Raw genomic sequence first — 21,145 nt, 5'->3', positions numbered from 1 at the left:
GGTCCGAGCTTACGGGGCGGGCCGGGCCTGCGGGGGCGGTGGGGCCTTCGGGGCCATCGGGGCCGGTGGGTCCGGCCGGGCCGGTCACCGGGCGCGGCGGTGCTGGGCGGCGCTGTTGCGCCCGCGCCAGCGCATCACGACGTACCCGGCCACGGCCACCGCGACCACCACCAGGACCGCCTTGGAGAAGAGGCCGACGTACGTCTCCACCGTGTCCCAGCGGTCCCCGAGCAGGAACCCGGCCATCACCAGCACGCTGTTCCACACCAGGCTGCCGATCGTGGTCAGCATGACGAACGCGGGCAGCGGCATCCGCTCGACCCCGGCCGGAACGGAGATCAGGCTGCGGAAGATCGGCACCATCCGGCCCAGCAGCACCGCCTTCGTCCCGTGCCGGGCGAACCAGGCCTCGGTGCGCTCCAGGTCGGAGGCCTTGACCAGCGGCAGCCGGGCCCAGATCGCGTGCATCCGCTCCCGGCCGAACAGGGCGCCCAGCCAGTAGAGGACGACGGCCCCGGCGACCGAGCCGAGGGTCGTCCAGGTCAGCGCGGAGGCGAGGCTGATCACGCCCTGCCCGGCGGCGAAGCCCGTCAGCGGCAGGATCACCTCGCTGGGCAGCGGCGGGAACAGGTTCTCCAGCGCGATCGCCAGGCCGGCCCCGGGGCCGCCCAGGGTGTCGACCAGGTCGGCCGCCCAGCCGGCGAAGCCGTCGGCGGGCTGTTGGGCGATGGCGAGGACGGTGTGCGGCATGCGGGCTCCAGGGTGGTCGCGGTGCCGGCGCCTGGTGCGCCCGGCTCTGCCCTCCACGCTAGGAACCGCAGGTCAGCGCCGGTATGCGGGTTTCCGGCGGACGCCCTGTGGTTTTCCGCACCGCCGCACCCTGTGGTTTTCCGCAGGGGCGGAGAATCCGGTGGCGGCTGGCGTGGTCGCTTTGTCAGGATGGCGCCATGGACGACGCATTCACCCTGGCCTGGCAGTATTCCGCCGGACTGGTCTTCCCCGAGGACCTGCCGATGGCCGCCGCCGGGCTGCTGGCGGCGGGCATCGGCGGGGACTCGCCCGCGCTCTGCGACCTCGCGGGGCGGCCGGGCCGGGGCGAGCCCCCGGTCGAGCTGACGGAGCTGCTGTGGCAGGCGATGGCGGAGCTGGGCCTGCCGGTGCCGGACGACGGCTTCGTCCAGCGCAGCCTCCTGCACCACACCGCGGCCCGGCTGGTGTCCGGGGAGATCACGCCGGTTGAGGCCGTCGCCGCGCTCTGGTCCCGGATCGACGAGCGCACGACCGGGGCGGAGCGGCGGCTCGCGGAGCTGGTCGACCAGGTCTGCTGCCCGGGCTGCGTCGACACGTGGCCGGTCGAGGTGACGCGGGACTGGGAGCGGGAGATGAGGGCGGCGGCCGTCGAGGTGGCGTCGGCGGCCGACCACCGGAACGCCGCCTCCTGGCACCGGGGCTGAACGCGCCTCGCCCGCCGGGCGGTTGGCGATCAGTCGTTCGGCGGCTCAGCGGTTCAGTGCGGCCACGGTCTCCCTGGTCAGCTCCCGCGCCCGGGCGACGGTGGCCGTCAGCTCCGCCGCCGACCCGCCGGGCTCGGCGAGCAGGCCGTGCGCGCGCCGGCCGAAGTACGGTGGGGCGTCCGGCAGTCGACCGGCTACGGCCAGCGCGCCCTTCTCGTTCAGGCACCAGCGGCGGTGGTGGGCGAACAGGGCCTGGACCAGGATGCCGACGGCGTGCGACAGGCAGAGCGAGACGTGCAGGGCGTCGGCGCGGACGGCGCTCTTCGCGGCGGTGTCGAGCAGGAAGCCGGCCTCCCAGGTGGCCGCGGTGAGGGCCCCGCGCAGCGGCTCCGGGTAGTCGGTGGTCTGCCGCTTGAGCCGCGTCAACTCCCCGGTGGGGTCGGCCAACGGCTGCCCGAGGGCGACCTCGCCCGGGTAGCAGGGCGACCAGAAGCCGAGCGGGTGGCCGGCCTGCGTCCCCACCTCGTAGCGGCCCGCGCGGCAGTCCGCCCACACCCGTCCGACCCGGTCGAGGTCCCGCAGGATCCAGTCCACGGCGACGCCGTCGACCCGCAGCCACGCCCCGCCGTTGACCCACGGGCCCCAGCCGCCCGGGCCGGCCACCTCGGTCTCCGGCCCGGCGAGCGCCCGCAGCGCGTCGAGGTCGGGGCCGCCCCGGTAGTACACCCCGAGGTCCCAGTCCGACTCCGGCCGCTCCTCGCCCCGTGCCCGGCTCCCGCCGAGCATCACTCCCACCACGCCCGGCACACGGGCGAGTTGACCGGCCATGTCCTCGATGATCGCGCGCATGAAGGAGATTCTGGCAGGAGAAGCGGTGTCCGCCCGGGAATTTCCGGTGCGGTGCTGGCGTCCGCGGAGGCGTACCCACTCCTCGCCACTCTCAACGTACAGCGCACGGGGGGCCTTGCCGCAAGGCCCCGGTGGTGACGCAGAATCACCGCTTCGAGGACGCAGGTCCGCGAAGCACGGAAGCAGATCCGCGAAACGGGGAGTCACGAAGTGCGAGTGGTGTTGTCGACGTACGGGTCGCGCGGGGACGTCGAGCCGATGGCCGCGCTGGCGGTGCGGCTGAGGGAACTCGGCGCCGAGGTGCGGGTCTGCGCGCCGCCGGACGAGGAGTTCTCGGCGCGGCTGGCCGAGGCCGGAGTCGAGCCGGTGCCGGTCGGTCAGTCGGTGCGCGCGCTGGTCAGCGGGCCGCCGCCGAAGCCCGGGGAGCTGCCCGCGCGCGCCGCCCGGCTGGTCGAGCGGTTCCACGCGGCGGTGCTCGGGGCGGCCGAGCCGGGCGGCGCGGTGCTGGCCACCGGGCTGTTCCCGGCGGCGGCCGGCGCACAGGCGGCGGCCGAGCAGCTGGGCGCCCGCTTCGTGTACGTGGCCCTCCAGCCGACCGTGCTGCCCTCCCCGCACCACCGGCCGTTCGAGTACCCGATGCTGCCCTACCCGCCGGAGGCGACCGACCCCCGGGAGCTGTGGGAGCTCAACATCGGGACGATGAACGCGCTGTTCGGCGACGCGGTCAACTCCCGCCGGGCGGCGGTCGGACTGCCCGAGGTCGACAACGTCCGGGACCACGTCCTCACCGGCCGCCCGTGGCTGGCCACCGACCCGCTGCTCGACCCGTGGCCGCGGCCCGCCGAGGCGGACGCGGCCTGGCCCGAGGCGGTGCAGACCGGCGCGTGGATCCTGCCGGACGAACGCCCGCTGCCCGCCGACCTGTCGGCCTTCCTGGCGGCCGGCGAGGCGCCGGTGTACGTCGGCTTCGGCAGCATGCCGCTGCGAGACCCGGCGGGCGCCGCCCGGGTCGCCGTCGAGGCGGTCCGGGCGCAGGGCCGCCGGGTGCTGCTCGGCCGCGGCTGGGCCCGACTGGCGGAGGTGGACGGGGCCGAGGACTGCTTCGCGGTCGGCGAGGTCAACCAGCAGGCGCTGTTCCCGAAGGTGGCCGCCGTCGTCCACCACGGCGGCGCGGGCACCACCACCACGGCCGCCCGGGCCGGGGTGCCCCAGGTGCTGGTCCCGCAGATGGTGGACCAGCCGTACTGGGCCGCGCGGGTGGCGGAGTTGGGCATCGGCGCCGCCCACGACGGCCCGACCCCGACCACCGCGTCCCTCGCCGCCGCCCTGCGCCGGGCCCTCGCCCCCGCCACCCGGGAGCGGGCCGCCGCCCTCTCGGCCCGGGTCCGTACGGACGGCGCGACGGCCGCCGCGAAGCTGCTGCTCGGCTGAAGGGGGACAGGAAAGGAGCGGGAGGTCGGCCCGGCCGACGTCCCGCTCCTGCCCCGGGCTCAGGAGGCCGGTTCGGTCAGGTACTTGGCACCGGCGTCCGGGAGCTTGTTGCCGTCCTTGTCGAAGAACTGCCAGGACTTCGCCCGCATCGTCCCCGGGCGGGCCACCACCAGCTCGCGGATCGGGGAGTCGGCCACGGTGACGGGCGTCGGCTCCGTGGTGCTGCCGTCCGCCCAGGTCACCACCACCCGGCCGACGTCCGGTCCGATCGAGAGCAGCACCACGTCCAGCGGGGCCACGGTGTCGCCCTTGCCCCGGTGGCCGACCAGGCCGCCGCCGAAGACGGTCCGGTTGCGCGGGTCGACCTTGCCCGGGGCCGCCTGGGCGCCGTCGGAGTCATGGCTGAGCCGCACCCCGTCCACCGTGAAGTAGACGTTGGTGACGTCGCAGTCCGGCTGCCAGTACCGCTGGACGTACTCCTCCGTCGGCTTGGAGATCTCCGAGTCGTACCTGCTGCGCTCCTCCCACACCGCCGTCGCCTGCTCGAACGCCCGCTCCCGGGGGGCCTCCGGCCACAGCGCCTCCCACAGCTGCCACTGCTTGCCGTCCGGGGTCAGGCCCTGGCCGAGCAGCACCCGGACCGGGGTCAGCGGGTTGCGGAAGGCCGGGGCGGTCCCGTTCGGCGGGAGGGGGGTGCCCAGCCCGGGGGTGTTCGCCACCGTGAGCGTGGGCGCGGGCGCGGCGCCGACGCCGGCCGGACCGATCCCGTGGGCGGGCGCCGGGCCCGGCCGCAGCTGCGCCAGCGCCCCGCCGGTCAGCGCCACCGCGGCGGCCAGCGCCGCCGCGCCGACCACCGTACGGCGGCGGTGCCGCAGCCGGCGGCCCCCCGCCAGGATGTCCGTCACCGGCGCCGGGCCGATCCGCGCGCCGGCCGCCGCCTCGGCGAGGCCGAGCCCCACCCACAGGTCCGTGCCGTCGTCCCCGCCCACCCCGTCCGGTTCCCGGTCCATGCCGCCCCTCATGCCGCTCCTCCGATGTGCGTCGTGTCCTTGAGTCCCACCAGTGCCGTGACCTGCCGCAGCCGCGCGATGCCCTTCGCCGCGTGGCTGCGCACCGCGCCCACCGAGCACCCCATGGCGGCCGCCGTCTGGCTGTCGCTCAGGTCCTCCCAGTGCCGCAGCACCACCGCCTCGCGCTGGCGCGGCGGCAGGGTGGCCAGCGCGGCCAGCAGGGCCCCGCGCTGGTCGGAGCGGGCGTAGCCGTCCTCCACCCCCGCCGCGTCCGGCACCGCGTCCACCAGCAGCTCCGGCGCCCGGCGGCGCCAGCGGCGGGCGTGCTGGTTGACCAGGATCCGCCGCACATAGGCGTACGGATCGTCGGCCCGGCGCACCTTCGACCAGGCCGCGCAGGCCTTCTCGGCGGCCGACTGCACCAGGTCCTCGGCCGCGTACTGCTCGCCGGCCAGCAGGTACGCCGTCCGTACCAGGCGCGGCCAGACCGTGACGATGAACGCCTGGAACCCGTCGTCCCGATCGTCTTTCGCTTCTCCCATGAGCACCTCCGAGCACCTCCTTCACCCGTCCAGAGCCCGGGGGCGGTCGAAAGCGCTTACCCGCGGCCGCGGCGGCTTCAAATCGCTTGGGGAACAGCGGCGGGGACACTACGATCCGCCGAATGATCATTTCTCATGACGTAGCGGGCAGTGGGCCCGCCGTGGTGCTGCTGCACTCCTCGGTGTGCGACCGGCGGATGTGGGACGCGCAGTGGCAGCCGCTGGTCGACGCCGGACACCGGGTGGTCCGCTGCGACTTCCGCGGCTTCGGCGACACGCCGCTCGCGGACGCCCCGTACAGCGACGCCGGGGACGTCCTGGCCCTGCTCGACCACCTGGGCATCGGGACCGCCGCCCTGGTCGGCGCCTCCTACGGCGGCCGGATCGCCCTGACGGCGGCCGCGCTGCGCCCCGAGGCGGTCACCAGGCTGGCCCTGCTCGGCGCGGGCATGCCCGGACACCAGCCCAGCGACACCCTGCGCGCCTTCGGCGGGCGCGAGGACGAGCTGATCGAGGCCGGGCGGATCGACGAGGCCGTCGAGCTGAACGTCGAGTCCTGGCTCGGCCCGGAGGCCGACGAGCGGACCCGCGCGCACGTCCGCCGGATGCAGCGCCACGCCTTCGACGTCCAGATGACGGCGACGGTCGGCTCCGACCGCGAGGACGTCGACCTCGGCCGGATCACCGCCCCCACCCTGGCCGTGTCCGGCGCCCACGACTTCCCGGACTTCCGGGACATCGCCGCCGCCCTCCCCGCCCTCCTCCCCGACGCCCGCCACCAGGAGCTCCGCTGGGCCGGCCACCTCCCCAGCCTGGAGCGCCCGGCCGAGACCACCGCCCTGCTGCTCGCCTTCCTCCACGAGGACGGCCCGGCCGCGCGGTAACGGCGAGCCGTGCGGTGGCGACGGCGGTGACCCCGTCGCGGGGCAGCCCGTCGAGGGAAAGGCCGGACCCGAACGTGTGTCGGGAGCCATGATGACGGGGTGCACTTCACCACGGAATCCAGCGCGGACGGCGTGACGCAGCGCCACTTCACCCTCGACGGCGCGCCCGGAGTGCTCTGGCAGCCGGACGGATCGCCCCTCGGCGGGCGGCCGTTGGTGCTGCTGGGGCACGGCGGTGGCCAGCACAAGCTGGGTCCGGGACTGGTGGACCGGGCCCGGCGGTGCGTGCGGCGGCACGGGTTCGCGGCGGTGGCGCTGGACGCGCCGGGGCACGGGGAGCGCACGCGCAGCGCCCAGGACGAGCGGTTCGCCACCGAGATCGGGGAGTTGATCGCGGCGGGCCGGCCGGTCAGCGCCTGGGTGGCGCGGCACACGGCGGCGCTCGCGGAGCGGGCGGTGCCGGAGTGGGTGGCGGTGCTGGACGCGCTGAGCGGTGAGGCGGAGCGCACCGGACGGACGGAGGGCCCCGGACAGGCGGAGCGCCCCGGTCGGGTGGAGGACCCCGGACAGGCGGAGGGCCTCGGGCCGGTCGGGTACTGGGGGTTGTCGCTGGGGAGCGCGATCGGCATCCCGCTGGCGGCGGCCGAACCGCGCGTCGCCGTGGCGGTGTTCGGGCTGACGGGGCACGCGTCGCAGGCGGAGGCGGCGGGGCGGGTCGGCGTGCCGGTGGAGTTCCTCCTCCAGTGGGACGACGCGCTGGTCCCGCGCGAGGGGGCGCTGGCGCTGTTCGGCGCGCTGGGCTCGCGGGAGAAGACGCTGCACGCCAACCCCGGGGGCCACCTGGAGGTGCCGGAGCCCGAACTGGAGTCGTCGGAACGGTTCCTGGCGCGGCATCTGATCCGGGCGGGAGTGAGCGCGGCCCCGGCATAGCCGATGCCAACCGTCAGTAAAACTTCGCAAAGGATTTCTCCCTGCAACGAACCCGACGGGCCGTGACTTCAACAGATTGTTGCAGCTCAGCGGCCCGATGGTCACCCTTCGTGGATTTGGCATAACACCCCGTACCCCCTGGACTTCGCAAACCATAGGAGTACGGTTCCGGAGGAATCGCCGGGGCCGACATTCAGGCAGGCCGGCCGTACCGGAAAATTGGTGCGCAGCATGGGTTTGCAACAGGGTGGGGAGAGCGCCTCGGTGGCGACTCGTCCGATATCCGCCAGGGTGGTCGCGGAGGTCCTGCGCGGCGTCGCGCAGGTCGATTTCATGCCGTCCGTCGTCTGCGGACTCTTCTTCGTGGCCGCACTGTTCGCCGCCGACTGGCGGTACGGCCTCTACGGACTGCTCGGCAGCGCCGTCTCCACCGCCGTCGCGTACGGACTCGGGCTCGACCGGGAGACCGTCGGGGCGGGGCTGCACGGGTACAACGGCTGCCTGGTGGCGCTGAGTTGCGCCGTCTTCCTGGGTGCCGGGCACCCGGCGACGGTCGCGGTGGCGGCCCTCGGGTCCGCCGTCGCCGTGGTGGTCACGGCGGGGCTCGGGGCGCTGCTCGCCACCTGGCGGCTGCCCGCGCTGACCGCGCCGTTCTGCCTGGTCGCGACGGCCGTCACGGCGGCCGCCCCCGGCTTCCGGCGGCTGTGGCAGGGCGCGGGCGCACCCGCCGCGCTGCCGGTCCCGGCCGCCGGGCCGACCGGGCTGAGCTGGGACCAGCTCTGGCACGGCTTCTTCGCGAACATCGGTCAGATCTTCTTCATGCCGCAGTGGTACGTCGGACTGCTGTTCCTGGCCGGGCTGTTCGCGGCGAGCCGGCTCGCGGGCCTGATGGCCTGCGCGGGGAGCGCCACCGGACTGCTCACGGCCTGGGTGTTCGGTGCCCCCGGCGAGGCGGTCGGGCGGGGCCTGCTCGGGTACAGCGGCGTCCTGGTCGCCCTCGCGCTGTGCGGGGTATTCCTGGCGCCCGACGCCTGGAGCGCGGCGTACGCCCTGGTCGGTGCGGCCGGCGCGACCGTGCTCACGCCGGCGCTCGGCGCGGCCTCCGCGCCCTTCGGCGGTCACGCCTTCACCTGGCCGTTCGTCCTGACCACACTGCTGTTCCTGGCGGCGGTGCCGGCCGTCCCGCGCCTGCGCCGGACTTGATTCCGCGTCCGGCGCAGCCGAATTCATCTGATGTCGAGAACCCCGGGCTCACCGAAGCCCCTTGAGCATCTTTCTGCATTCCATCGGATTCTCGGAAAGGAAGAGTGATACCCGTGAATCTCTCGCCGCGTGAGATCGACAAGCTGTACATCTACGTCGTCGCCGATCTGGCCCGCAAACGCCGGGACCGCGGCGTCAAGCTGAACTACAGCGAGGCCTGCGCGCTGATCAGCGAGGCGATCATGGAGGGCGCCCGGGACGGCCGCACCGTCGCCGAGTGCATGGAGATCGGCAAGCAGGTCGTCGGCGGCGAGGACGTCATGCCGGGCGTGCGCGAGATGCTCCCGCTGCTCCAGGTCGAGGCGGCGTTCGTGGACGGGACCAAGCTGGTCTCCTGCCACGACCCGGTGGGTGCCTGAGTGATGACCCGGTCCCATGCCGCCGCCACCGTGGTGCTGGCCGGCGGCCACGAGAGCGACGGCGGCCGGGACCTCGCGGCGCTGGCGGCCCGCGAGTCCACCGTGCACGCCGCGGCCCCCGCGGGTCGTCCGCTCACCGAGGCCGTCCGGTCCGCGCTCGCCGCGGCGGGCGACGGGCCGGTGTGCGTCGTACCGATGACGCTCGGCCGCGACCCGAAGCTCGTCGCCGACACCGCCCGGGCGCTGCGCTGGCTGGCCGCCGGGGAGGGCCGCGGACGGCTCGCCCTGACCGCGCCCTTCGGCGCCGCCGACCACCTGATCGGCTGGCTGCGCGCCGCCGCCGGCCCCGCCCCCGACGGCGCGGTGCTGGTCACCGCCCCGGCGGCCGGCCCCTTCGAGGACGCCGAACTGTTCCGGATCGCCCGCCTCGCCCGCCAGTACGGGCGGCACCGGTGGGTCGAAGTCGCCTTCGACGGCGGCGACCCGGACCCGGCCGAGGGCGCCGAACGCTGCCGGCTGCTCGGCGCCCGCGAGGTGACGGCCGTTCCGGCCTCCTTCGGGCCGGCCCTGCGCACCGCGCTGCCCGGCGTACGGGACGGCGGCCCGCTGCTGCGGCCCTCCGCCGTCGCCGGGGTGGTCGCGGCCCGGACGGCGGCGGCGCTGCACCTGCTCGGGCACGGGGAGGACGGCATCCTGGCCGGCCTCGACGCCGAGCACGGGCACGGCTACGCGCACAGCCACGGGCCGGGGGAGCAGGGCCACGGTCACAGCCACGGGCCGGGCGGGCATCAGCACGGCCACGCGCCGGGCGGGCACCAGCACAACCATGCGTCGGGCGGGCACCAGCACGGCGATGCTCCCCACCCGCACCACCCCAGCCATACCCACGAACCCGCACACACCCCCCACTGACCCGGCAGAGAGGAAGGCCAGCCATGTCTGGTGGCGCCGTGTACCTGTACGGCGACGACCCGGTGGAGATCAACGCCGGCCGCGCCAAGGCCACCGTCACGGTCAGCAACACCGGTGACCGGGCGATCCAGGTCGGATCCCACTACCACTTCTTCGAGGCCAACCGCGCCCTCGACTTCGACCGCAACGCCGCCTTCGGCAAACACCTGGACATCCCGGCCGGCACCGCCGTCCGGTTCGAGCCGGGCGACACCAAGGACGTCACGCTCGCCGAGTTCGGCGGCCACCGCCGCCTGGTCGGCTTCGCCAACCTTGTGGACGGCGGCATCACCGCCCCCGCCACCCGCGCCCGCGCCGTCGACCGGGCCATCGCCCTCGGCTTCAAGGGCACCAACCTCGACCACAAGGAAGACCGGCCCCGGGACTTCCACACGGAGACCCACCCGGAAGGCGACCGCTGATGGCCATCCTCTCCCGCAGGCAGTACACCGACCTCTTCGGCCCCACCGTCGGCGACCGCTTCCACCTCGCCGACACCAACCTCCTGGTCGAGGTCGAACAGGACTTCAACCAGGGCCACTACGGCGACGAGGCCGTCTACGGCGGCGGCAAGGGCATCCGCGACGGGATGGCCCAGGACCCGGCCGCGACCTCCCTCCAGGGCGCCCTCGACCTGGTCATCACCAACGTGGTCGTCATGGACGCGGTGCTCGGCGTGGTCAAGGGCGACATCGGCGTCAAGGACGGCCTCATCGTCGCGGTCGGCAAGGCGGGCAACCCGCACACCCAGAGCGGCGTGCACCCGCGGCTGGTGATCGGCCCCGGCACCGAGGTGATCTCCGGCGAGCACCTGATCGCCACCGCCGGCGGCATCGACACCCACATCCACTTCATCGCCCCGCAGCAGGTGCAGGAGGCGCTGAGCAACGGCATCACCACCCTGATCGGCGGCGGCACCGGCCCGTCCGACGGCACCAACGGCACCACCTGCACCCCCGGCCCGTGGAACATCCACCGGATGTACCAGGCCGTCGAGGACCTGCCGGTCAACGTCGGCCTGCTGGGCAAGGGCAACGGCTCGCTGCCCGGCGCGCTGCGCGAGCAGGTCGAGGCGGGCGTGTGCGGCCTCAAGGTGCACGAGGACTGGGGCAGCACTCCGGCCGCGATCGACAGCGCGCTGAGCGTCGCCGACGAGTACGACGTGCAGGTGGCCATCCACACCGACACCCTCAACGAGTCCGGCTACTTCGAGGACACCCTGTCCGCGATCGACGGCCGCACCATCCACACCTTCCACACCGAGGGCGCGGGCGGCGGCCACGCCCCCGACATCATGCGGATCGCCGGCGAGCCCAACGTGCTGCCGTCCTCCACCAACCCGACGCTGCCCTACACCGTCAACTCGGTGGACGAGCTGCTGGACATGGTGATGGTCTGCCACCACCTCAGCCACAACATCCCCGAGGACGTCTCCTTCGCCGACTCCCGGGTCCGCGCCGAGACCATCGCCGCCGAGACCGTGCTGCACGACGAGGGCGTCATCTCGATCTTCTCCTCCGACTCGCAGGCGATGGGCCGGATCGGCGAGTCCTTCACCCGCGCCTTCCAGACCGCCCACCACTGCAAGGACCAGCGCGGCAAGCTGGCCGGCGACAGCGAGCGCAACGACAACGCCCGCGTCCTGCGCTACCTCGCCAAGCTCACCATCAACCCCGCCGTCGCCTCCGGCACCGCCGACCACATCGGCTCGCTGGAGCCCGGCAAGCTCGCCGACATCGTGCTCTGGCCGATCAACTCCTTCGCCGCCAAGCCGAAGATGGTCATCAAGGGCGGCGTGATCAACTGGGCGCTGATGGGCGACCCGAACGCCTCGCTGCCCACCCCCCAACCGGTCTACTACCGCCCGATGTTCGGCCAGTACGGGCGGGCGAAGCAGGCCACCCGGGTGTCCTTCATGTCGCAGGCCGCCGTCGACCTCGGGGTTCCGGCCCAACTCGGCCTGGAGAGCCGGGTGCTGCCGGTGCGACGCTGCCGTACGGTCGGCAAGCAGCACATGGTGCGCAACGACGCGCTGCCGAAGATCGCGGTCGACCCGGAGACGTACAAGGTCACCCTGGACGGCGAGCCCGCCACCATCGAACCGGCCCGCGAGCTGCCGCTCAACCACCTGTTCTACCTCGCGTGAGCCCCGTCACCGAGACGCGGCCGGGCCTGGATGCCATGGGCGGCCTGGACGCTGTGGACGGCCTGGGGGATCCGGACGCCCTGGACGGCCTGGACGCCCTGCTGGTCTGCCTCCAGTTGACCGACTCGGCCTTCCCCAGCGGCTTCTACACCCTCTCGCACGGGCTGGAGGGCTACGCCCAGGCCAAGGCCGTCACCCCGGACACCCTGCCCGGGCTGCTCGCCGACCTGCTGCGGCACGGCGTCGGGCCGTCCGACGCCACGGCCCTGGTCCTGGCCCACCGGGCGGCCACGGCGGGCGACTGGGAGCTGCTCGCCGAGACCGACCAGCGGCTGCACGCCACCAGGCTCAACCGCGAGCTGCGCCTGGCCGCCACCCGGACCGGTCGCCAACTCCTGGACATCGCCCGGGAGTCGGTGGGCGGCGAGCCGCTGGAGCGGTACGCCGCGCTGGTCGCGGAGAAGCGGGCCCCCGGCTGCCAGGCGGTGGCGGCCGGGGTGGCGTACGCCTCGGCCGGCGTCCCGGTCCAACAGGCCGTCACCAGCGACCTGTTCGCGTTCTGCACCAGCTTCGTCGGCGCGGCGCTGAGGCTCCGGCTGACCGACCACCGCAAGGCGCAGGTGGTGCTGCGGGCGGCCTCCCCGGTGATCCGGGAGGTCGTATCCGCCGCCCTGGAACGGGACTTGGCGGACCTCGGCGGCTGCGTGCCGGTCGCGGACGCCATGTCCGGGCGGCACGAGCGGGCGGAGGCCCGGCTGTTCATGAGCTGACCGCCCGATGCGAACGTGCGCCACAGAAGAACGACCGACAGAAGGAGGAGAGTTGACCGAGAACGTGCTCCGCGTGGGCATCGGCGGACCGGTGGGATCCGGCAAGACGGCGCTGATCGAGGCGCTCGTCCCGGTGCTGATCGCCCGCGGCCACCGCCCGGCGGTCATCACCAACGACATCTACACCCAGGAGGACGCCCAGCACGTGCGGCGCACCCTGGCCGGGATGCTGGACCCCGAGCGGGTCGTCGGCGTGGAGACCGGCGCCTGCCCGCACACCGCCGTACGGGACGACCCGACGATGAACCTCGCGGCCGGCGCCGAGATGCTGGAACGCTTCCCGGACGTCGACACCCTGCTGTACGAGTCCGGCGGCGACAACCTCACGCTGACCTTCAGCCCGGTGCTGGTCGACCTCTTCCTCTTCGTCCTCGACACCGCCGAGGGCGAGAAGATGCCCCGCAAGCGCGGCCCGGGCATCACCGAGTCGGACCTGCTGGTCATCAACAAGATCGACATCGCCCAGTACGTCCGCGCCGACCTCGGGGTGATGGAGTCCGACGCCCACCGGGTGCGCGAGGGCGGACCGGTGGTGCTCACCAACTGCCTAACGGGGGAGGGGCTGGAGGAGATCGCGACCTTCCTGGAGACCTTCCGCAAGGTCCCGGCGTGACAGCCTCCCCGGCTGCGGCGGTGCCCCGGCTCGACCCCCGGCACTACGAGCCGGCCCGCGTCCCGTACGAGGTCCGCCGCCACGCCGGGACGCCCGACACCCTCGCGGTCGGACGTCCCGGCAAGGTCGGGCTGCTGGAGCTGGCCTTCGAACGGGTCGGCGGACGCACCGAACTCACCGGCCACTACCAGAAGTCGCCGCTGCAGATCATGCGCCCGCTCTACTTCGACCCGGCCCGCCCCGACCTCGCGGTCACCTTCCTGATGTCCACCGGCGGCGGCATCCTCCAGGCCGACCGGCTCCGCACCGACCTGCACTGCGGCGCCGACACGGCGGTCCACCTGACCACCCAGGCCGCCACCAAGGTCTACCGGATGGAGCACGACTACGCGACGCAACTGGTCAACCTGACGGCCGGGCCGCGCGCCTACGTCGAGTACCTGCCCGAGCCGGTGATCCCCTTCGTCGACTCGCGCCTCTACCAGCGGACCGTCCTCACCGTCGACCCGGACGCGACCGTGCTGGCCGGCGAGACCGTCCTGGCCGGCCGCCTCGCCCGGGGCGAGCGCAACGCCTACCGGGTGTTCGCCTCGGACCTCGAAGTGCGGCGCCCAGGTGGTGAATTGGTGGCACTGGACACCGTGCGGCTGGAGCCCTCGCCGGGTGGAGGCGGAGGCGGAGGGGGTGGCAGGGGTGTCGGGGTCACCGGGCCGGCGGTGCTGGCCGGGCACGACGTGATGTCCAGCCTGTACGTCCTCAGCCCGCTCGCCCCGGCGGCCCGGATCGCGGACGTCCTGCACGAGGCGGTGGCCGGCTGCGGCCAGGAGTACGGCGAACTGCTCTACGGGGTCAGCGTGCTGCCGCAGGACAGCGGTGCCTGGCTGCGACTGCTCGGCTCCGACACCCGGGCCTGCGCCGCCGCCCTGCGCGCGGCCTGGGACGCGGTCCGGCGGCTGCTGATCGGGGTGCCGGCGCCGGAGCTGCGGAAGACGTAGGGCCGTCGGCCGGCGCCGCCGGTCGTGATCTTCTTCCGGATCCGGCGCAACCCCGGGGCCGGGTGCGCGGTCCTGTCTGGCGTGAACGACGATGCGAGACGGGACGCCGTGCCGGACGAGGCGCGCGAGACGGCGCCGGACGTGGCGCCCGATGCGGTACCGGAGGACGTGCGGGAAGCCGCGCCGGACGGTGTTCCGACGCCACCGGCCCGGCGCCTGGTCAACCGCCGGCGGCTGCTGACGGGCGCCGCCGCCCTGGGCGCCCTCGCGGCCGCCGCCGGCGTCAACGAGTGGGCCCGCCGAAAGAGCTCCCACGGCCCGCGACTCTGGCGGACGACCGCCGCGAGCGGGCGGCTCGTGCTGTCCGCCGACCGCCGACAGGGCCTCTACGCCTCCGGCTTCGACGGCTGCGTGCGCGCCCTCGACCCGCGTACCGGTGAGGTCCGCTGGAGCCGTACGGTCAGCACACCCGACGCCGCCGCTGCCCCGGGCGGCTGGCCGCCGGCCGCCGGGGACGGCGTGGTGTGCGTGGCCACCGACACCCGTCTGCGGGTCCTGGACGCGGCGTCGGGGGAGCAGCGCTGGGAGGCCGCCCTGCCCGACTGGTCCGAGGGCGGGTGGCGGCAAGGCCCCGCCGTCGGCGGCGGCAGCGTGTTCGCGGTGTACGGAAGCTCGGTGCGCTGCTACGACCTGGCCACCGGCGAGCCGCGCTGGACCGGCCCGGCGGGCGCCTCGGCCGCTCTGGCCCTCGGCGGCGGCACCGTGTACGCGGCGGGGAGGCCGAGGGGGCTCCTGGCGCTGGACGCCCGCACCGGCGAGCGCCTCTGGGAGCGCGACCTCGTCGTCAGCGGCCCACTGACCGTCCACCGGGACGCCCTGCTGGTCTCCTCGCCCCCGGAGACGATGGCCTCCACGATCGTCGGCGCACTGGACCCGGCGACCGGCGCGCAGCTCTGGGCGTCCGTCCAGCACGGGGAGCTGAGCTGCCCCCTGTCGGCCGCCGGTCGGACCGTCTACATGGGCGGCGGGGACCGTCTGTTCGGGTTGGACGCGACGACCGGTGACTGGGTCTGGAAGGCCAACACCTTCGCCGGTCGGAAGGGCGGGACCCCGGCCATGGTCGCCACCGAGGACGGCGTCTACGCCTGGTCGGGGGACGGCCGGCTGTGGGCGTTCGACCCGTCGACGGGCGGGATGCGCTGGCAGGACGATTCGGAGGAGGTCGGCCGGATCTCGCTGGCCGCCGCCGGTGGGACCGTCTACCGGGGCGGCCCGGGCGGCGTTCTCGCGCTGGGCGCCCTGCCGGCGCCGCCGGAGGCCTGACCGGGCGGGTTCAGGAGCGGCCCGTCCCGCCCAGCTCGCCCGATTCCATGGCCGCCAGGCGGGCGACCTGGCGGTGACTGAGCTCGACGGTGCGGTTCATGTGCCGCAGGAGGAAGGCGAGTTCGGCTTCGCTGTCCTCGGCGAAGACGGCCGCCCAGTCGGTGGACAGCTCGCGCCACACCTCTCCGAAGCGCTCCAGCGCCTCGGGGAGGACGGCGACCAGCACCCGGCGGCGGTCGGCCTGGTCCCGCTGCCGGGCGACCATCCCGGCCTTCTCCAGCCGGTCGACCAGCCGGGTGGCCGAGCCGCTGGTCAGCCCGGTGAGTTCGGCGATTCGGCCGGTGGTGACCGGCCCGTCCTCCAGGGTGAGCAGGTTGAGGCACTGGACGTCGGTCGGGTGCATGCCCAGGTGGTCGGCGACGGCCTGATTGAACAGCACGTACGAGGCCAGGTAGCGGCGCGAGACCGGCCACAGCCGGGCCATCAGTTCGTCGCGGGTCGTCGTCATGGGGGAAGGGTAACCGGCTGCCCGATAATTGCTTGTGCCACGCAGAGATCTTTCTCTATGTTGTCTGCATGACGCAGATAACTGAGTCCGCAGCCCCCCGTGCCCGCCTCCTCCCCGTCGCCGTCACCGGCGCCACCGGCGCCCAGGGCGGCGCCACCGCCCGCGCCCTCCTCCGCGCCGGCCGCCCCGTCCGCGCCCTCACCCGGAACCCCGGCTCGCCCGCCGCCACCCAACTCGCCGCACTCGGCGCCGAACCGGCCCGCGCCGACTTCGACGACCCGGCCTCGCTCGCCACCGCCCTCGACGGCACCGGCGCACTCTTCGCGATGTCCACCCCGTTCGGCACCGACCTCGGTGTCGAAGTCCGCCAGGCCACCGCCCTGCTGGACGCCGCCCGGGCAGTCGGAAGCGTCCGGCACGTCGTCTTCACCTCGGCCACGAACGCCGACCGCTCCACCGGCATCCCGCACTTCGACAGCAAGCACCGCATCGAACAGCACCTGGCCGGCCTCGGCCTGCCCTGGACCGTCCTCGGCCCGGCCGCCTTCATGGAGAACTACGCCAACGACTGGACCCTCCAGTCCCTCCGCGACGGCGTCTTCCACCTCCCCATGCCCCCCGGCGTCCCACTCCCCGTGATCGCCGCCGACACCATCGGCACCTTCGCCGCCCACGTCCTGGCCAGGCCTGACGCCTACGCGGGCCGCCGCATCGACATCGCCTCCCAGTGGCGCACCGGCGAGCAGATCGCCGCCGCGATCAGCGCCGCCAGCGGCCGCCCCATCCGCTTCGAACAGGTGCCGCTCTCGGTCGTGGCGGCCCACTCCGAGGACCTCGCCACGATGTTCCGCTACCTCCAGGACCCCGGCCTCACCATCGACACCGCCGCCCTGCACGCCGAACACCCCACCATCGACTGGCAGCCCCTGGAGACCTGGGCAGCGGCCCGCACCTGGGACCTCTGAGGGCTTCAGGCGCCCGCAGTGACCTTGGGTGCTGAGACCTTGATCAGGTTGATCGTTCCAGCCTGGTACACGTCGCCGTTGACGGTTCCGCCCGTGACCTGATTGGCGGTCGAGATCCTTGGAACGCTACCCACCCGATCTAGGCCAGCCGCTCCACGAACTTGCGCTGCCACGGTGTTTCGACGGCGTGCCGGCTGTAGTGCTCCCGCACGTATGCCACTGCCTCGGCGGCCGGGACGCCGTCCAGGACGGCGATGCAGGCGAGTGCGGTGCCTGTGCGGCCCCGGCCGCCGGCGCAGGCGAGTTCGACGCGTTCGGTGGCGGAGCGTTCCCAGGCTTCGCGGAAGGCGTCGGTGGCGTCCGTGCGGTCGGTGGGGAGGCGGAAGTCGGGCCAGCGTACCCAGCGGCTGGGCCAGTCGACGTGTGGCGGGCGGCCCAACAGGTAGAGGCCGAAGTCGGGTTGGGGGCCGGGTGGCAGGGGCTTGCCGAGGCCGCGGCCGCGCAGGAGGCGGCCGGAGGGCAGGCGCAGGAGCCCGGGGGTGGTCGGGTCCCAGGTGGTCGGGCCCGGGGTGGTGGGGTCGGTCATGTCGGCCATTCCTCAGGTGGGGGAGGGGTGTTCAGGATGCCGCGTGCAGTCCGACCGGGCCGCGGGGCAGTCCGGCACGGTGGGCCAGGGCGGCGGCTTCGCCGCGGGAGGAGACGTCGAGTTTGGCGAGGATGTTGGCGACGTGGAACTTCACCGTCGACTCGCTGATGTGGAGCGCCGCCGCGATGTCCCGGTTGCGGCGGCCCCGCGCGAGCTGGTCGAGGACCTCGAGTTCGCGCGGTTGGAGGCCGTCGAGGGGGTCGGTGGCGAGGGCGGGTTCGGGCAGGGCGAGCGGGAGGTCGACGGTCACGGTGGTGCCCCAGCCGGGGACGGCTTCGACGCCGTGGCGTCCGCCGAGGGCGGTGATGCGGTCGGCGGTGCGGTGGACGGTGAGGGCGTCGGCGGTGAGCAGGCCGAGGCCGTCGCCGCGTACGACGGCGCGCAGTTGGCCGTCGGCGGTGAGCTCCCAGCTGACGTGCAGCCGGGTCGGCTTCTCCTGTTCCAGCATCAGCAGGACGGCCACCCGGACGGCGTCGCGGGCGGTGTGGGCGGCGTCGGCCGGGACGGAGCGGTCGGCTTCCGGCGGGGGTGCGACGTCGAGGTGGACCCGGGTGTGCCGCAGCAGTGGGCGCAGTTCGCGCACGAGTCGGGCGAAGGCGGCGTCGGCGGGTTCCTCGCTGAGGGTGCGGTCGAGTTCGGCGCCCTGGCGGAGGTCGAGCAGGGCGGTGACGGCCAGTTCGGTGGCGTTGCGGCGGGCGGTGGCGTCGTCCAGGCCGGTCGAGCGCAGTGGGGCCAGGATCGCGGTGAGCGCGGCGCTGTGGGTGCCGGTGAACTCGGCGATGGCGCGGGCGCGGGCGTTGGCGGAGGCGCGGGAGGCGGCGGTCTGGGTGGGGGCGGCGTCGGTGGCGCGGTGGTCGGAGTGGGCGATGACCAGGTCCCACAGCTGTTGCAGGACGGCGAGTGCCCCGGGGGCGACCGGTTCGGTGCCCGCCCGGACGAGGACGAGGACGGCGCCGCTGTCGTTGCCCGGCGTGGTCGTGACGACGACGACCGGCCGGGACTGTCCGGCGAGTTCGGCCTCGCCCTGCCAGGGGCGGCCGGCGGAGGTGGTCGCGGCCGCCTGTTCGGCCAGCCGGGACAGGTCCAGCGTGCTGATGGCGGCGGTGAGTTCGGGCGGGCCGTAGCTGTGGGAGGGGTTGAACGTGCAGACGCCGCTGAGCTGCGCGAGCGCCGTGTGCGGGACGAGGGTGCCGAGCACGTCGGACAGGCGCAGCAGGAGGTCCGGCCGGGGAGCGCGCAGCACCTCGACGGCCCGTGCGAGCGCGTCCTCGGGGCGGCCCCAGCGGTCGCGCCAGGTCCCGTCCGTGTGCGTCCCGTCCGTGTGCGTGCGCGTGGCGGTTCCGGGCGGCTCAGTGGTGTCCATGCGGTCCAGCCTAGTTCGGGCGCCGCCGGGCCCGCCTGGCCGTTCGGACAGGTCGAACCGTCCGAAGGACTGGCTGGGCCGCCGCCGCCCCGGTCGCAGGATGGAAGACGTCGGAGGCAACAACTCCCCTGGAACCGAAGGACCTTCCCATGACCAAGGCGATCGCCTTCCCCGAGTTCGGCGGCGCGGACGTGCTGCGCCCGATCGACATCGAACTGCCCGTCCCGGGCCCCGGCCAGGTGCGGGTCGCGGTCCGCGCGGTGGGCGTCAACCCGCTGGACCACAAGCTGCGCACCGGCGAGCTGGCCGGGTTCTTCCCGGTCTCCTTCCCCTACGTTCCGGGCTTCGAGGTGTCCGGCGTGGTGGAGGCCGTCGGCGCCGAGGTGCGCGGCTTCGCCCCCGGCGACGAGGTGTTCGGCGCCCTGATGGGCGGCGGCTACGCGGAGCGGGCGCTGGTGGACGCGGCGATGCTGGCCCACAAGCCCGCCACCCTGGGCTGGACGGAGGCCGCCGCGATCCCGACGGCGGCCGAGACGTCCGAGCGCGCCCTCGCCGTCCTGGGCGTGCGGCCCGGCGAGACCCTGCTGGTGCACGGTGCGGCCGGCGGGGTGGGCACCGTGCTGCTCCAGTTCGCCCGGGCCCGTGGGATCACCGTGGTCGGCACCGCGAGCGAGTCGAACCACGACCACCTGCGCGAGCTCGGCGCGATCCCGGTGACGTACGGCGAGGGCCTGGCCGAGCGGGTGCGGGCCGCCGCCCCGGGCGGGGTGGACCGGGTGCTGGACGCGGCCGGGCGCGGGGTGCTGCCGCTGTCGATCGAGCTGGTGGGCGGCGCGGACCGGGTGCTGACGATCGCCGACATCCAGGGCGCGCAGGAGCACGGCGTCCGGTTCACCGGTGGCGCCGAGGGTGTCGAGCCCTACTACACGAGCGCCTACGCGGCCGCGCTGGCCCTGCACGAGGCGGGCACCCTGCGGCTGCCGCTGCACCGGGTGTTCCCGCTGGCGGAGGCGGCCGAGGCGCAGCGGGTCAGTGAGGGCGGGCACCTGCGCGGCAAGATCGTGCTGACGGTCTGACAGGCACACGGCGCCCGCCCTGTCCCTGTCTGCCCGTTTTGCTTCCGTTTTGCATTGGCTGCGCCATTTCCGTACGGTTTCATCCGTTCGGAGTAATTCGGCAGGCGGACGCGCCGTAAACACGGCGCTACGCCGTCCGGCCGACATGCGGTCCCTCGAACGGTCGACCAGGGTTGGCCGGACGTGGGCGGCACCGGACCGCCTGCCCTGACGGTCAGGAGGACCAGGCGCATGGGTGGAACGGACAGGCGGGCGGTGATCGGCGAGTTCCTCGGGACCCTGCTGCTGGTGCTGCTGGCAGTGGGTGCGGCGGTGCTCGCGGGGGTGGCGATCGGTCCGGTGGGCATCGCGTTCGCGTTCGGCTTCGTGCTGCTGGCGCTCGCGTACGCGCTCGGCCCGATCTCCGGCTGCCACGTCAACCCGGCGGTGACGCTCGGCTTCCTGCTGGCCCGCCGGATCGACGGGCGCACGGCGGTGTCGTACTGGGTGGCGCAGCTGCTCGGCGGCATCGCGGGTGCGGGGCTCGTCCTGCTGCTGGCGAAGCAGATACCGGGGCTCGAGACCCACGGCAAGCTCGGCACCAACGGCTGGGGCGAGCGCTCCCATTTGCACATCAACGCCGGCGGCGCGTTCCTGACCGAGGTCATCCTCACCTTCCTGCTGGTGTACGTCGTCCTGGCGGTCACCCACCGGCTGGCCGCGGTCGGCTTCGACGGGCTGCCGATCGGCCTCGCGCTGGTGGTCGTCCACCTGGTCGGCATCCCGCTCACCGGCACCTCGGTCAACCCGGCGCGCAGCCTCGGCCCGGCGCTGTTCGCGGGCGGCGACGCGCTGTCGCAGCTGTGGCTGTTCCTGCTCGCCCCGCTGGTCGGCGGCGCGCTGGCGGCGGGCGTGCACCTGCTGACCCACCCGCAGCCCAACCTTCCGGTGGCGGAGGCCCTGGCGACGGACGCGCGGGTGTAGTACCCGCCGTCGAGCCGGCGCGGCGGCCGGGACCGTACCGACGG

General features: G+C 74.3%; 23 protein-coding genes. 16 read left to right on the top strand and 7 right to left on the bottom strand.

From position 1 onward, the window contains the following. Positions 1-84 precede the first annotated feature (84 nt). On the bottom strand, positions 85-750 hold the full coding sequence (locus ACFRQN_RS16570) for a DedA family protein (protein ID WP_049654396.1): 666 nt from the start codon (positions 748-750) through the stop codon (positions 85-87). Positions 751-947: 197 nt separating this feature from the next. On the opposite strand from ACFRQN_RS16570, the gene ACFRQN_RS16565 reads away from it, so the two are divergent. After that, positions 948-1,454: a hypothetical protein gene (locus ACFRQN_RS16565; protein WP_380740979.1), complete on the top strand. Its 507-nt coding sequence runs from the start codon at positions 948-950 to the stop codon at positions 1,452-1,454. Positions 1,455-1,499: 45 nt separating this feature from the next. Here the strand turns inward: ACFRQN_RS16565 and ACFRQN_RS16560 are convergent, their stop codons facing one another. Next, positions 1,500-2,303 carry a nucleotidyltransferase family protein gene (locus tag ACFRQN_RS16560; RefSeq protein ID WP_380740978.1) on the bottom strand — a complete coding sequence of 268 codons (804 nt, stop codon included), beginning with the start codon at positions 2,301-2,303 and terminating at the stop codon, positions 1,500-1,502. Between the two features lie 210 nt (positions 2,304-2,513). On the opposite strand from ACFRQN_RS16560, the gene ACFRQN_RS16555 reads away from it, so the two are divergent. Continuing rightward, positions 2,514-3,734: a glycosyltransferase gene (locus ACFRQN_RS16555; protein WP_380740977.1), complete on the top strand. Its 1,221-nt coding sequence runs from the start codon at positions 2,514-2,516 to the stop codon at positions 3,732-3,734. 59 nt (positions 3,735-3,793) lie between these two features. Here the strand turns inward: ACFRQN_RS16555 and ACFRQN_RS16550 are convergent, their stop codons facing one another. Both ACFRQN_RS16550 and ACFRQN_RS16545 read right to left on the bottom strand, forming a co-directional pair. Then, on the bottom strand, positions 3,794-4,744 hold the full coding sequence (locus ACFRQN_RS16550; protein ID WP_380740976.1) for a hypothetical protein: 951 nt from the start codon (positions 4,742-4,744) through the stop codon (positions 3,794-3,796). Between the two features lie 8 nt (positions 4,745-4,752). Next, on the bottom strand, positions 4,753-5,286 hold the full coding sequence (locus tag ACFRQN_RS16545; RefSeq protein WP_074004160.1) for a SigE family RNA polymerase sigma factor: 534 nt from the start codon (positions 5,284-5,286) through the stop codon (positions 4,753-4,755). Positions 5,287-5,408: 122 nt separating this feature from the next. Here ACFRQN_RS16545 and ACFRQN_RS16540 point away from each other — a divergent pair, with 122 nt between their 5' ends. The 11 genes from ACFRQN_RS16540 to ACFRQN_RS16490 all read left to right on the top strand — a co-directional run bounded on the left by ACFRQN_RS16540 (position 5,409) and on the right by ACFRQN_RS16490 (position 15,580). Continuing rightward, positions 5,409-6,170, top strand: a complete 762-nt coding sequence (locus ACFRQN_RS16540; RefSeq protein WP_380740975.1) for an alpha/beta fold hydrolase — start codon at positions 5,409-5,411, stop codon at positions 6,168-6,170. Between the two features lie 99 nt (positions 6,171-6,269). Next, on the top strand, positions 6,270-7,100 hold the full coding sequence (locus tag ACFRQN_RS16535) for an alpha/beta hydrolase (RefSeq protein WP_380740974.1): 831 nt from the start codon (positions 6,270-6,272) through the stop codon (positions 7,098-7,100). Positions 7,101-7,364: 264 nt separating this feature from the next. Next, entirely contained in the window at positions 7,365-8,303 is a 939-nt protein-coding gene (locus ACFRQN_RS16530; RefSeq protein ID WP_380740973.1) for an urea transporter, read from the top strand. Between the two features lie 113 nt (positions 8,304-8,416). Beyond that, positions 8,417-8,722: an urease subunit gamma gene (locus ACFRQN_RS16525; RefSeq protein ID WP_117490737.1), complete on the top strand. Its 306-nt coding sequence runs from the start codon at positions 8,417-8,419 to the stop codon at positions 8,720-8,722. A 3-nt stretch (positions 8,723-8,725) separates the two neighbouring features. Beyond that, positions 8,726-9,634, top strand: coding sequence for a sirohydrochlorin chelatase (locus tag ACFRQN_RS16520; RefSeq protein ID WP_380740972.1), 909 nt, complete (start codon positions 8,726-8,728; stop codon positions 9,632-9,634). Positions 9,635-9,657: 23 nt separating this feature from the next. Further along, complete coding sequence (locus tag ACFRQN_RS16515) at positions 9,658-10,095, top strand: urease subunit beta (protein WP_380740971.1); 438 nt, start codon at positions 9,658-9,660, stop codon at positions 10,093-10,095. Continuing rightward, on the top strand, positions 10,095-11,819 hold the full coding sequence (gene ureC / locus ACFRQN_RS16510) for an urease subunit alpha (RefSeq protein WP_074004164.1): 1,725 nt from the start codon (positions 10,095-10,097) through the stop codon (positions 11,817-11,819). Before ACFRQN_RS16515 ends, ureC begins: the two co-directional genes overlap by 1 nt. 35 nt (positions 11,820-11,854) lie before the next feature. After that, positions 11,855-12,589, top strand: coding sequence for an urease accessory protein UreF (locus ACFRQN_RS16505; protein WP_375874559.1), 735 nt, complete (start codon positions 11,855-11,857; stop codon positions 12,587-12,589). A gap of 52 nt (positions 12,590-12,641) precedes the next feature. Beyond that, a complete protein-coding gene (gene ureG / locus ACFRQN_RS16500) occupies positions 12,642-13,262 on the top strand; it encodes an urease accessory protein UreG (protein WP_049651049.1) in 621 nt (206 codons plus the stop codon). After that, positions 13,259-14,257 (top strand): urease accessory protein UreD, encoded by a 999-nt coding sequence (locus ACFRQN_RS16495; protein WP_380740970.1) that lies wholly within the window; start codon positions 13,259-13,261, stop codon positions 14,255-14,257. The genes ureG and ACFRQN_RS16495 overlap by 4 nt, the downstream gene beginning before the upstream one ends. A gap of 81 nt (positions 14,258-14,338) precedes the next feature. Further along, positions 14,339-15,580: a PQQ-binding-like beta-propeller repeat protein gene (locus ACFRQN_RS16490; protein WP_380740969.1), complete on the top strand. Its 1,242-nt coding sequence runs from the start codon at positions 14,339-14,341 to the stop codon at positions 15,578-15,580. 10 nt (positions 15,581-15,590) lie between these two features. On the opposite strand, the gene ACFRQN_RS16485 is transcribed toward ACFRQN_RS16490, so the two are convergent. Then, positions 15,591-16,088 carry a MarR family winged helix-turn-helix transcriptional regulator gene (locus ACFRQN_RS16485; protein WP_380740968.1) on the bottom strand — a complete coding sequence of 166 codons (498 nt, stop codon included), beginning with the start codon at positions 16,086-16,088 and terminating at the stop codon, positions 15,591-15,593. 68 nt (positions 16,089-16,156) lie between these two features. On the opposite strand from ACFRQN_RS16485, the gene ACFRQN_RS16480 reads away from it, so the two are divergent. Then, a complete protein-coding gene (locus ACFRQN_RS16480) occupies positions 16,157-17,053 on the top strand; it encodes an NmrA/HSCARG family protein (RefSeq protein WP_380740967.1) in 897 nt (298 codons plus the stop codon). Positions 17,054-17,192: 139 nt separating this feature from the next. On the opposite strand, the gene ACFRQN_RS16475 is transcribed toward ACFRQN_RS16480, so the two are convergent. Together ACFRQN_RS16475 and ACFRQN_RS16470 are read right to left on the bottom strand one after the other, a co-directional pair. Next, the gene (locus ACFRQN_RS16475) at positions 17,193-17,639 is read right to left on the bottom strand and encodes a protein phosphatase (RefSeq protein ID WP_380740966.1); all 447 of its coding nucleotides are present in this window, start codon (positions 17,637-17,639) and stop codon (positions 17,193-17,195) included. A gap of 31 nt (positions 17,640-17,670) precedes the next feature. Beyond that, positions 17,671-19,062, bottom strand: coding sequence for a LuxR C-terminal-related transcriptional regulator (locus ACFRQN_RS16470; RefSeq protein WP_380740965.1), 1,392 nt, complete (start codon positions 19,060-19,062; stop codon positions 17,671-17,673). Between the two features lie 149 nt (positions 19,063-19,211). Between ACFRQN_RS16470 and ACFRQN_RS16465 the strand changes: the two genes are divergently transcribed. Together ACFRQN_RS16465 and ACFRQN_RS16460 are read left to right on the top strand one after the other, a co-directional pair. Continuing rightward, entirely contained in the window at positions 19,212-20,138 is a 927-nt protein-coding gene (locus ACFRQN_RS16465; protein WP_380740964.1) for an NADP-dependent oxidoreductase, read from the top strand. Between the two features lie 231 nt (positions 20,139-20,369). Then, positions 20,370-21,101 (top strand): MIP family channel protein, encoded by a 732-nt coding sequence (locus tag ACFRQN_RS16460; protein WP_380740963.1) that lies wholly within the window; start codon positions 20,370-20,372, stop codon positions 21,099-21,101. Positions 21,102-21,145: the final 44 nt, after the last annotated feature.

This window comes from Kitasatospora sp. NPDC056800 (genome assembly GCF_042789775.1).
Lineage (GTDB): Bacteria > Actinomycetota > Actinomycetes > Streptomycetales > Streptomycetaceae > Kitasatospora.
The sequence above is the reverse complement of the archived record's forward strand: the minus strand, read 5'-3'. Positions and strand labels throughout refer to the sequence as shown.